The 12,063-nt window shown below is 56.0% G+C and carries 10 protein-coding genes and 1 riboswitch; of the genes, 8 read left to right on the top strand and 2 right to left on the bottom strand.

The features are described from left to right. Positions 1-9 precede the first annotated feature (9 nt). The 4 genes from argB (at position 10) to oxyR (ending at position 5,017) form a co-directional block, all read left to right on the top strand. Positions 10-786, top strand: coding sequence for an acetylglutamate kinase (argB, locus tag V3W49_RS11910; RefSeq protein ID WP_500145701.1), 777 nt, complete (start codon positions 10-12; stop codon positions 784-786). A gap of 28 nt (positions 787-814) precedes the next feature. After that, positions 815-2,038 (top strand): argininosuccinate synthase, encoded by a 1,224-nt coding sequence (locus V3W49_RS11905; RefSeq protein ID WP_500145700.1) that lies wholly within the window; start codon positions 815-817, stop codon positions 2,036-2,038. Between the two features lie 87 nt (positions 2,039-2,125). After that, complete coding sequence (argH, locus tag V3W49_RS11900) at positions 2,126-3,499, top strand: argininosuccinate lyase (protein WP_500145698.1); 1,374 nt, start codon at positions 2,126-2,128, stop codon at positions 3,497-3,499. Positions 3,500-4,099: 600 nt separating this feature from the next. Then, a complete protein-coding gene (gene oxyR, locus V3W49_RS11895; protein WP_500145696.1) occupies positions 4,100-5,017 on the top strand; it encodes a DNA-binding transcriptional regulator OxyR in 918 nt (305 codons plus the stop codon). Here oxyR and sthA read toward each other — a convergent pair. Further along, entirely contained in the window at positions 5,000-6,400 is a 1,401-nt protein-coding gene (gene sthA, locus V3W49_RS11890; RefSeq protein ID WP_500145694.1) for a Si-specific NAD(P)(+) transhydrogenase, read from the bottom strand. The two genes, oxyR and sthA, sit on opposite strands and share 18 nt — an antisense overlap. A gap of 197 nt (positions 6,401-6,597) precedes the next feature. Between sthA and fabR the strand changes: the two genes are divergently transcribed. Both fabR and V3W49_RS11880 read left to right on the top strand, forming a co-directional pair. Continuing rightward, complete coding sequence (fabR, locus tag V3W49_RS11885) at positions 6,598-7,254, top strand: HTH-type transcriptional repressor FabR (protein WP_154775021.1); 657 nt, start codon at positions 6,598-6,600, stop codon at positions 7,252-7,254. Continuing rightward, the gene (locus V3W49_RS11880; protein WP_500145693.1) at positions 7,254-7,607 is read left to right on the top strand and encodes a YijD family membrane protein; all 354 of its coding nucleotides are present in this window, start codon (positions 7,254-7,256) and stop codon (positions 7,605-7,607) included. Before fabR ends, V3W49_RS11880 begins: the two co-directional genes overlap by 1 nt. 49 nt (positions 7,608-7,656) lie before the next feature. On the opposite strand, the gene trmA is transcribed toward V3W49_RS11880, so the two are convergent. Next, on the bottom strand, positions 7,657-8,757 hold the full coding sequence (trmA, locus tag V3W49_RS11875; protein WP_500145691.1) for a tRNA (uridine(54)-C5)-methyltransferase TrmA: 1,101 nt from the start codon (positions 8,755-8,757) through the stop codon (positions 7,657-7,659). Positions 8,758-8,839: 82 nt separating this feature from the next. Continuing rightward, positions 8,840-9,042, top strand: a riboswitch (cobalamin riboswitch). A gap of 69 nt (positions 9,043-9,111) precedes the next feature. On the opposite strand from trmA, the gene btuB reads away from it, so the two are divergent. Further along, the gene (gene btuB, locus V3W49_RS11870; protein WP_500145690.1) at positions 9,112-10,980 is read left to right on the top strand and encodes a TonB-dependent vitamin B12 receptor BtuB; all 1,869 of its coding nucleotides are present in this window, start codon (positions 9,112-9,114) and stop codon (positions 10,978-10,980) included. Further along, positions 10,925-11,776, top strand: a complete 852-nt coding sequence (gene murI, locus V3W49_RS11865; protein WP_500145689.1) for a glutamate racemase — start codon at positions 10,925-10,927, stop codon at positions 11,774-11,776. The genes btuB and murI overlap by 56 nt, the downstream gene beginning before the upstream one ends. Positions 11,777-12,063 lie beyond the last annotated feature (287 nt).

Here is a 12,063-nt window from a genome sequence, read left to right as displayed (position 1 = left end):
TCAGGGGCGATGATGAATCCGTTAATTATTAAGTTAGGCGGCGTACTGTTGGATAGCGAAGAGGCGATGGCGCGCCTGTTTGGCGCCCTGGCGGAGTATCGTCAGGCGAGCCACCGCCCGATTGCCATTGTGCACGGCGGCGGTTGCCTGGTGGATGAGCTGATGAAACAGCTTTCCCTGCCGGTGGTGAAGAAAGATGGTCTGCGGGTCACCCCTGCCGATCAGATAGGCATTATTACCGGAGCCCTGGCGGGAACGGCGAATAAGACGCTGCTGGCCTGGGCGAAGCGTAGTCAGATCGATGCCGTTGGCCTGTGTCTGGGTGATGGCGACAGTGTAAAAGTGACCCAGTTTGATGAAGAACTGGGGCATGTAGGTAAAGCGGAGCCTGGCTCCGCCAGACTGATTACCGGCCTGTTCGACGCCGGGTTCCTGCCGGTGGTGAGCTCCATCGGCGTGACTGAAGACGGACAGTTAATGAATGTGAATGCCGATCAGGCCGCCACTGCGCTGGCGGCCACGTTGGGAGCGGATCTGGTTCTGCTGTCAGACGTTAGCGGCATTCTGGACGGCAAAGGGCAGCGCATTCATGAAATGACGGCTACCCGCGCCGATGAGCTGATCGCGCAGGGCATTATCACCGACGGTATGGTAGTGAAGGTTAACGCCGCGCTGGATGCGGCTCGTACCCTGCAGCGCCCGGTGGATATCGCCTCATGGCGCCATGCGGAGCAGCTCCCCTCATTATTTAGCGGCGTGGCCATCGGCACCCGGATCATTGCGTAAGTTACAGCGTTCTTGAAGGAAGAAAACAATGCAAAATCACGGCATCAAAAAAGTGGTTCTCGCCTACTCCGGCGGACTGGATACCTCAGCAATCATTCCCTGGCTGAAAGAAACTTATGAAGGGTGCGAAGTCGTCGCCTGTGTGGTGGATATCGGTCAGGATCGCGACGATCTGCATGGCGTAGAACAGAAAGCGCTGCGTTCGGGCGCCGTCGAGTGTTACGTGGTGGATCTGCGTGAAGAGTTCATTCGTGATTATGTCTATCCGGTGTTGCAGACCGGCGCGCTGTATGAAGGAAGTTACCTGTTGGGCACCTCTATGGCGCGCCCGCTGATCGCGAAGGCTCTGGTGGATGTGGCGAAAAAAGTTGGCGCGGACGCGCTGTGCCATGGGGCTACCGGTAAGGGTAATGATCAGGTGCGCTTCGAATCCGCCTGGGCGGCGCTGGCGCCGGAACTGAAGGTTATCGCCCCGTGGCGTGAATGGGATCTGCGCTCCCGTGAAGCGCTGCTGGCCTATCTGAAAGAGCGTGATATTCCGACGACGGCCACGCTTGAGAAAATCTACAGCCGCGATGAGAACGCCTGGCACATCTCCACCGAAGGCGGGGTGCTGGAAAGCCCGTGGAACGCGCCGAACAAAGATTGCTGGGTATGGACCGTCGACCCGCAGGAAGCCCCGGATCAGCCTGAGCAACTGACCATTAGCGTGGAAAAAGGAAAAGTCGTCGCCGTTAACGGCGAAGCGCTGAGCCCCTTCCAGTGCCTGGAGAAGCTGAACGCTATCGGCGCGAAGCACGGCGTGGGCCGGGTAGATATTGTGGAAAACCGTCTGGTAGGTATCAAGTCCCGCGGCTGCTATGAAACGCCCGGGGGCACCATCATGATGGCGGCGCTGCGTGGCGTTGAGCAGTTGGTTCTGGATCGCGACAGCTACAAGTGGCGCGAGCAGGTAGGTCTGGAGATGTCTTATGTGGTGTATGACGGTCGCTGGTTCGCGCCGCTGCGCCAGTCCCTGCAGGCCGCTGCCGAATCGCTGGCCGAAGAGGTGAATGGTGAAGTGGTGTTGCAGCTCTATAAGGGACAGGTGACCGTGCTGCAGAAACGCTCGCCGAACAGCCTGTACAGTGAAGAGTTCGCCACCTTCGGCGAAGACGAGGTTTACGATCACAGCCACGCCGGCGGCTTTATCCGCCTGTTCTCGCTCTCCTCGCGGATCCGTGCGCTGAACGAAAAGAAACGGCAGGGCTGATAGCTCTGGGGCGCCGGGCGACTTGATTCGGCGCCAGTGTAATCATGAATGATGGCAACAGACTGATAAAAGAAACGGAGTATGACTATGGCACTTTGGGGCGGGCGTTTTTCTCAGGCGGCGGACCAGCGGTTCAAACAGTTTAATGATTCTCTGCGCTTCGATTACCGCCTGGCGGAGCAGGATATCGTCGGCTCCGTCGCCTGGTCCAAAGCGCTGGTGACGGTTGGCGTACTGACCGGGGAAGAGCAACAGCAGCTCGAAGCAGCGCTGAATGCCCTGCTCACGGAAGTTCAGGCCGATCCCCAGCAGATTCTGACCAGCGACGCCGAAGATATTCACAGCTGGGTGGAAGGTAAGCTTATCGAAAAGGTGGGGCAGTTGGGTAAGAAACTGCACACCGGGCGTAGCCGTAACGATCAGGTTGCTACCGACCTGAAACTGTGGTGCAAGCAGCAGGTTACAGCGCTGCTGGAAGCCAATCGTGAATTTCAGAAGGCGCTGGTCGTTACCGCTCAGAACAACCAGGATGCGGTGATGCCGGGATATACCCACCTGCAGCGCGCTCAGCCGGTCACTTTTGCTCACTGGTGTCTGGCCTATGTTGAAATGCTGGCTCGCGATGAAAGCCGACTGGAAGATGCTCTGAAGCGCCTGGATGTCAGCCCACTGGGCTGTGGGGCGCTGGCGGGAACCGCCTATGAGATCGATCGTGAACAGTTGGCGGGGTGGCTGGGTTTTGCTTCCGCGACCCGTAACAGTCTGGACAGCGTTTCCGATCGTGACCACGTGCTGGAGCTGCTTTCTGCGGCGGCTATCGGCATGGTGCATCTGTCGCGTTACGCAGAAGATCTGATTTTCTTTAATTCCGGCGAAGCGGGTTTTGTCGAGCTTTCTGACCGCGTGACGTCCGGCTCTTCGCTGATGCCCCAGAAGAAGAACCCGGATGCGCTGGAACTGCTGCGCGGTAAATGTGGACGGGTTCAGGGCGCGCTGACTGGCATGATGATGACTCTGAAAGGGTTGCCGCTGGCCTATAACAAGGATATGCAGGAAGATAAAGAAGGGCTGTTTGACGCGCTCGACACCTGGCTGGACAGCCTGCATATGGCGGCCCTGGTACTGGACGGAATTCAGGTGAAGCGTCCGCGCTGCCAGGAAGCTGCTCAGCAAGGGTATGCCAATGCGACCGAGCTGGCGGACTATCTGGTCGCGAAAGGGGTGCCGTTCCGCGAAGCGCACCATATCGTGGGTGAGGCGGTGGTTGAAGCTATTCGCCAGAGCAAACCTCTGGAAGATCTGGCTCTGTCCGACCTTCAGAAGTTCAGCGCCGTGATTGGCGAAGATGTGTATGAGATGCTGAGCCTGCAATCCTGCCTGGATAAGCGTGCGGCAAAAGGGGGCGTCTCGCCTCAGCAGGTCGCCCTGGCGCTGGAGGCGGCACACAAGCGGCTTGGGTAATCACGCCTGATTGCCAGTAACGACCCGGCCGATGCGCCGGGTTTTTTTACGCAAAAAAGTTCATCGCGGATTGGCGTGAAGCTGAAGTTGCCGGCAGCTACCCTGTCTTCTGGATGAGTATGTCGCGCAGGAGAAGGTTCCGTTCACCCGCGGTGAATTAACAGAGAAGCAGTGACGCAAAGTGAACGGAACAGTCCGCCGGAGCTGCCTGTCACCCTCACTCCGGCCCTCTCCGTGAAGGGCGAGGGAGTTTCCCGGCAATGAACGGAACTGCCCGCCACATCGTCATATTCTGCCGGTTTTTTGTTTCCGCTTTCGACCTCCCCCGCGCTGAACCCAAAAAAAAGCGGACGTGGCGTCCGCTAAAAAACTTCAAAGTTCACGTTGGCTGTGATGGCGGAGCTCAGGGGGGATAAGCCCTGAAGCCCAGCCTCTGTCATCAGACAGGTCAGAGAGGGTTCTCTACAGAGGGAAATTTCCGGAAGTGGTGGAAGTCTCCCTTTGTTGGAACTGATTATTCACCAGAATACTTGATAGGGATAATCGTTGGTTGCTATGCTATCTATCGCCATGGACTATCATGGTGGCGGAGGATGAATAATGAATATTCGTGATCTTGAATACCTGGTGGCGCTGGCCGAGCATCGCCATTTTCGTCGTGCGGCAGATGCCTGCCATGTCAGTCAACCGACTCTTAGCGGGCAGATCCGCAAGCTGGAGGATGAGCTGGGCGTTATGCTGCTGGAGCGAACCAGCCGCAAGGTGCTCTTCACTCAGGCTGGCCTGCTGCTGGTCGATCAAGCGCGTACGGTGCTACGCGAGGTAAAGGTACTACGCGAAATGGCGAGTCAACAGGGCGAAACCATGTCCGGTCCGCTGCATATTGGCCTGATTCCCACCGTGGGGCCTTATCTGCTGCCTCATATCGTACCGCAGCTGCATCAGGAATTCCCTAAGCTGGAGATGTACCTGCATGAAGCCCAGACCCATCAACTGCTGGCCCAGCTTGATAGTGGTAAGCTCGACTGCGCGATTCTGGCACTGGTGAAAGAGAGTGAATCCTTTATTGAGGTACCGCTGTTCGACGAGCCGATGCTGCTGGCGGTATATGAGGATCACCCGTGGGTGGGGCGCGATAGGGTACCGATGTCCGATCTGGCCGGCGAGAAGCTGCTGATGCTGGAAGACGGCCACTGCCTGCGCGATCAGGCCATGGGGTTCTGCTTTGAAGCAGGCGCCGATGAAGACACCCATTTCCGGGCCACCAGCCTGGAGACGCTGCGTAACATGGTAGCCGCAGGCAGCGGTATTACGCTGTTGCCCGCACTGGCTGTACCGCAGGAGCGTAATCGTGATGGCGTGGTCTATCTGCCGTGTTATAAGCCGGAGCCTAAACGCACTATTGGTCTGGTGTATCGCCCCGGCTCACCGCTGCGTAGCCGCTACGAGCAGCTGGCGGAGGCCATCCGTGCTCAGATGGATGGCCACTTCGACAAAGCCTTAAAAAAGGCGGTTTAAGCCGTTGAGGGCCGCTACCCGATAGGCTTCTGCCATGGTCGGGTAGTTGAAGGTGGTGTTAACGAAGTATTCGATGTTGTTACCGCCACCTTTCTGCTCCATGATGGCCTGGCCGATATGGATAATTTCGGCCGCACGCTCACCAAAGCAGTGGATACCCAGGATCTCTTTTGTTTCGCGATGGAACAGGATCTTGAGCGTTCCTACATTCATCCCCACAATCTGCGCCCGCGCCAGGTGCTTAAACTGAGCTCGTCCCACTTCATAAGGTACTTTCATGGCGGTAAGCTGCTGTTCGGTTTTGCCGACGGAACTGATTTCAGGAATGGTGTAGATTCCGGTCGGGATATCGTCTACCAGATGCGCTGACGCTTCGCCTTTCGCCATTGCCTGAGCGGCGATGCGCCCCTGATCGTAGGCGGCGGAAGCCAGGCTCGGATAGCCGATAACATCGCCCACGGCCCAGATATGCGGCAGCGCGGTCTGATACATGCTGTTGACCTTAAGCTGGCCGCGGCTGTCCGCCTTCAGACCGATCTTATCCAGATCCAGGGTGTCGGTGTTGCCGGTACGGCCATTGGCGTACAGCAGGCAGTCCGCCTTCACTTTCTTGCCGGACTTCAGATGGACGATAACGCCATCTTCAACCCCTTCGATCTGCTCGTACTCTTCGTGGTGGCGAATAACTACGCCGCTGTTCCAGAAGTGGTAAGAGAGCGAATCCGACATCTCCTGATCCAGGAAGGCCAGCAGACGATCGCGGGTGTTGATAAGGTCAACTTTGACGCTCATTCCCCGGAAGATCGATGCATATTCACAGCCGATAACCCCGGCGCCGTAAATAATGACGTGGCGTGGTTCGTGATGCAGGCTGAGAATGGAGTCGCTGTCGTAAATTCGCGGGTGGTTAAAGTCGACGTCCGCCGGATGATAGGGGCGGGAACCGCAGGCGATAACAAACTTCTCGGCGGTAATGGTTTCAACGCTGCCATCCGGACACTCCAGCGCGATCGTGTGCTCATCAGTAAAACGGGCGTTGCCCTGCAGGATCTCGCAGTGGTTACGTTCGTAAAAACCCTGGCGCAGGTTAGTCTGCTGGCTGATAACGCTTTCGGTGTGACGAAGAATATCGGCAAAAGAGGAGCGGAGGAGTCGGGTATGATCGCTGTAAAGGGGGTTCTGGTTAAATTCGATTATCCGGCTAACGGCCTGACGCAATGCTTTGGAAGGAATGGTGCCCCAGTGGGTGCAGCCGCCGCCGACGTTATGATAGCGCTCTATCACTGCGACTCGGGCTCCCTGTTTCACCAGCCCCATCGCGGCGCCTTCGCCGCCCGGGCCGGAACCTATTACTATTGCGTCATAATCCCAGGAATGTGGCATGGTAAGATTCACCTGTTCTTATACATAAATTCAACAGAATGGTAACATCAACGTGGGAATGCCCCAATTCTAATTGTGCGTTTTCCCGTCTTACGCGATGTTGCTTCCGTAAACAATCATTCACAATCCTTTATAGACCGGGTAGTTTTAAACTCTGATATAGTGCCAGTATTAGTTTGAAGGATTCAGGCATAGTGATGGGTGTAAGAGCGCAACAGAAAGAGAGAACCCGGCGTTCATTGATTGAAGCCGCGTTCAGTCAGTTAAGTGCCGAGCGGAGTTTCGCCAGCCTCAGTTTACGTGAGGTTGCCCGCGAGGCCGGGATCGCGCCTACCTCTTTTTACCGGCATTTTCGCGATGTGGATGAGCTGGGGCTGACAATGGTGGACGAGAGCGGCCTGATGCTGCGTCAACTGATGCGTCAGGCGCGTCAGCGTATCGCCAAGGGGGGGAGCGTGATCCGGACGTCAGTCTCCACCTTTATGGAATTCATCGGCAATAATCCCAACGCTTTCCGGCTGCTGTTGCGCGAACGTTCCGGCACTTCGGCGGCGTTTCGCGCCGCCGTCGCCCGGGAAATTCAGCACTTTATCGCGGAGCTTGCCGATTACCTGGAGCTGGAAAATCGCATGCCGCGCAGTTTTACGGAAGCCCAGGCGGAAGCGATGGTGACTATTGTCTTTAACGCCGGTGCGGAGGCGCTGGACGTCGACGCAGAGCAGCGCCTTCAGCTTGAAGAGCGACTGGTGTTGCAGCTGCGTATGATCTCAAAAGGAGCTTACTACTGGTATCGCCGTGAGCAAGAGAAGACGGTGATTGCTGCACAACATGCTTTACAAGTGAAGGAAGAGTGATGAAAGAGTCGATTCAGGAAAAAGGCACGCTGCTGCTGGCGCTGGTAGCCGGGCTGTCGATTAATGGCACCTGCTCCGCCCTGTTCAGTTCGGTGGTGCCCTTTTCAATTTTCCCTATCCTGACGCTGGGGTTGACGGTTTACTGCCTACATCAGCGCTATCAGAATCGCACCATGCCGGTGGGTTTGCCCGGTATTGCCGCCGCCTGTTTTGTGTTGGGAGTGCTGATATACAGTTCGGTGGTGCGCGCGGAATATCCCGATCTGGGGTCTAACTTCCTGCCTTCGGTACTGTCAGTGATTCTGCTGTTCTGGATTGGCTATAAGTTGCGTCTGCGCCAGCAGTCGCACTAAGCGACGTATCAGGCGTAAATAAAAAAGCCGCATTATGCGGCTTTTTTATTTAGCGGCGGGTCAGTAACACACCGCACTCCATGTGGTGGGTGTAGGGGAACTGATCGAACAGAGCCAGCCGCTCAACCTTATGGGTCTGCGACAGCGTTTCCAGATTTTTGCACAACGTTTCCGGATTACAGGAAATATAAAGAATGCGCGGGTAGCCCTGTACCATTTTTTCCGTTTCCGGATCCAGACCGCTACGCGGAGGATCGACAAAAATGGTTTCACACTGATAGCTTTGTAAATCAATGCCTTTCAGACGGTTAAAACTGCGAACGCCGGTCATGGCCTGAGTGAACTCCTCCGCCGACATACGGATAATCTGCACGTTATCAATATGGTTAGCGGCGATGTTGTATTGCGCTGCGGCGACCGACGGTTTGGCTATTTCGGTGGCCAGCACCCGGCGGAAATTACGCGCCAGTGCCAGGGAAAAGTTACCGTTGCCGCAGTATAGTTCCAGCAGATCGCCATGCGATCCTTCCGTGACTTCCAGCGCCCACTCCAGCATCTGGATATTTATCGCCGCATTCGGCTGTGTGAAACTGTTCTCGACCTGGCGCGAGATCATCTCCCGGCCGCCTACCGGCATCCGCTCATCGACATAATCCTGATCCAGGGCGATCTTAGTTTTGGTGGCTCGGCCAATCAAATGCAGGTTAAAGCCGCGGGCACGTAATGCATCGCGCAGGGCGATGGCATGTTGCTTCCATTCGTCATCCAGCGGACGGTGGTAGAGCAGGGAAACCACCGCCTGATTACTCAGAGTGGTCAGATAATCCACCTGGAACAGCTTCCTGCGTAGTACCGTATTGTCACGCACGGCGTTCAGGATCTCCGGCATCAATTGATTAATCAGATCGCTGGCTGCCGGGAAGCTATCAACCCGGATCCGCTGACGGGTCTGATTATCGAAGATGATATGGTAGAGGGAGTCTCCGTCATGCCAGATGCGGAACTCAGCCCGCATGCGGTAATGGCTAAGGGGCGAACGGAACACCTCCGGCACCAGCGTGCAAAACGGTGCCATCATACTTTGCAGACGAACTACCTTTTCGGACAGTTGCACGTCGTACTGATCGGTTGGGAGATGCTCGGGCGTCATGGTTCGCTCCAGTTGGATCAAAATTACGCGGGGGATTGTAGGGGATAGCGGCATGATGTCCAGCCTTGTTATGGAAGTCTGGACATCCATACGTCACAACGGTAGCATGCGCGGGCCGGCCTCTTGTGAGTGAAAAGGGAATCCAGTGTGAATCTGGAGCTGACGCGCAGCGGTATCGAATGGCGGGATGAATGCATTATGCGGACACTGCTTTTTTTGAAAGTGGGAAGTCTTCATCCGAACACGCCTCCAAGCCCGAAGACCTGCCGGTAACACGTCGCCTCCGGCGCTATCATCGCGTTCTATCGATGGCGCCTGCGGCATCCTGATTTGGAATTGGATGCTTAATTTACAATGATGATAAGAAAAATATCGCTGTTGACGGCGTTGCCTGTCACGGCTTTTTCCGTCTGCGCACAGAGTAATGCCGATGACACGCTGGTAGTCAGCGCCAGCCGTTTTCCTCAACCGATTTCCTCGGTACTGGCCCCAACTTCGGTGGTGACCCGGGAGGATATCGACAGGTGGCAGGCGAAAAGCGTCTCTGACATCCTGTCGCGCCTGCCTGGTGTGGATATTGCGCAAAATGGTGGTCTGGGGCAGACCAACTCGCTGTTTATTCGCGGCACGGAGAGCCGCCATGTGCTTTTGTTGATTGACGGTATTCGCCTGAACGGTGCAGGGATCAGCGGTAGCTCAGACCTGAGCCAGATTCCGCTGTCGCTGATTCAGCGTATTGAGTATATCCGCGGGCCGCGCTCTGCGGTTTATGGCTCCGATGCTATCGGCGGCGTGGTGAACATTATTACCGGCAGGGACAAACCGGGAACCACCCTGAGCGCGGGGATAGGATCGCACGGCTATCAGAGTTACGACGCATCTACCCAGCAGCAGCTCGGGTCGACCCGTGTGACGTTCGCAGGCAACTATACCCTGACCAGGGGATTCGACGTCGTGGCTAACCTGCCAGATAACTATGGCGATCCCCGACAACCCGATCGCGATGGCTTTATGAGTAAGTCGCTGTATGGTGCCGTTGACCATCAGTTTAACAACCAGTTCTCTGGCTTTGTGCGCGGTTATGGCTATGACAACCGTACCGACTATGACGGCACTCTGACATACGACGATAGCTATAATGTGGCCGGGTTACCGGATACCCGCCAGCTTTATAGCCAGGGATGGGACGCCGGGCTGCGTTTTCATGAAGGCGACTATGCCTCACAGCTGGTTGCAGGCTACAGCCGCAGCAAGGACTACAACTACGATCCGCATAAAGGGCGCTACGATACCAGCGCGACGCTCGATGATTCGAAGCAGTACAACCTGCAATGGGGTAATACGTTGCGGGTTGGGCAGGGAACGGTTAGTGCTGGGGTGGACTGGCAGAAGCAGACTACGGAACCAGGAACGGCTTACCTCAGCCGCGGCCATGAGATGCATAACACCGGGTTCTATGCGACAGCTCAGCAGCTGATTGGGCCAGTGACGCTGGAAGGCGCGGTACGCGGTGACGATCACTCCCGGTTTGGTTGGCATACTACCTGGCAAACCAGCGCAGCCTGGGAATTCATTGACGGCTATCGGCTGATCGGCTCTTACGGAACCGCTTATAAGGCGCCGAATCTGGGCCAGCTTTACAGCGACTTTTACGGCAATACCAGACTGAATCCTGAAGAGAGCAAGCAGTGGGAGGCCGGTATTGAAGGGCTTAGCGGGCCGGTAAGCTGGCGCATTTCCGGGTACCGTAACGATATCGATAACCTGATCGACTCAGATCCGGTCACTTACCGTTACTACAATATCGGCAAAGCGAGAATTAAAGGCGTGGAAGCAACGGCGTCTTTCGATACCGGGCCGGTGAGCCACCAGGTATCTTATGACTATGTCGACCCACGCAATGCCCGAACGGACGAAGTGCTGTTACGACGCGCGAAGCAACAGGTAAAGTATGAGCTGAGCGGCCTGGCCGAAGCGTTGGGCTGGTCGGTGACGTATCGCTACCTGGGGGAGCGCTATGACCGTAACTATAACGCAGCCGGTAATCAACTGGTGAAGATGGGCGGCGTCAGTTTGTGGGATGTCGCACTTTCGTATCCTCTCACCTCACAACTGACCGTTCGTGGTAGAATAGCCAACCTGTTCGATAAAGATTACGAGACGGTATATGGCTACCACACTGCAGGACGAGAATACACCTTGTCTGGCAGCTATTCCTTCTGACATCCGGCCCACCGTACTGGTGTTTGATTCCGGTGTCGGTGGGCTTTCAGTTTACGATGAAATTCGCACTCTTCTGCCCGACCTTCACTATATCTATGCTTTCGATAACGTCGCCTTTCCTTATGGGGAGAAAGAGGAAGCGTTCATTGTGCAACGAGTGGTTGAGATAGTGGCTGCCGTACAGGCGCGTTATCCGCTGGCGATGGCGGTGATTGCCTGTAACACCGCGAGCACAGTTTCCTTGCCCGCACTACGTGAGAAGTTTCAGTTTCCTGTGGTCGGCGTCGTTCCTGCTATTAAGCCGGCCGCGCGTCTGACTGCGAATGGCATTGTCGGACTACTGGCTACCCGTGCAACGGTGCGCCGCCCCTATACCCTGGAGCTTATTTCACGCTTTGCCGATGAGTGTCGTATCGAAATGATAGGATCTGCAGAGCTGGTTGAGCTGGCGGAGGCCAAGTTGCACGGCGATGCAATTCCTCTTGAGGCACTGCGTAAAATTTTGCGCCCCTGGCTGCGTATGCCCGAACCGCCGGATACGGTCGTGCTGGGCTGCACTCACTTTCCGTTACTGAAGGATGAACTGATGCAGATTCTGCCGTCCGGCACCCGGCTGGTGGATTCCGGCGCGGCGATCGCCAGGCGTACTGCATGGCTGCTTGAGCATGAGGCGCCTCTGGCAGGGTCGGTTGAGCAGAATAAAGCGTTTTGTATGGCGCTGACGCCGGAAGCATTGCGTCTGATGCCTGTTTTACAGCGTTATGGTTTTAACACACTGGAAAAACTGGCGATTTAGACGGCGTTTGTGCAAAAAAGAGGCGGTCAAAAAGTTTTTTTCAGAATGGGACTTGCCAGCACGAATTCAGGCCCTATAATGCGCCACCACTGACACGGAACAACGCCTTACGGCACGCCGGGTTGGCAGGAGTGAAAGCGAAAATAAACGCTTGACTCTCAAGCGGGAAAGCGTAATATACGCAGCCCCAAGCCGCTGATAAAACAGCGCACTGCTCTTTAACAATTTATCAGACAATCTGTGTGGGCACTCGAAAGCACTGATATCCTGAACGTCGCAAGACGCTA

Origin of the sequence: Rosenbergiella sp. YN46, from assembly GCF_036620675.1 — a bacterium.
Taxonomy (GTDB): domain Bacteria; phylum Pseudomonadota; class Gammaproteobacteria; order Enterobacterales; family Enterobacteriaceae; genus Jejubacter.
This window is presented reverse-complemented; position numbering and strand designations above follow the sequence as displayed.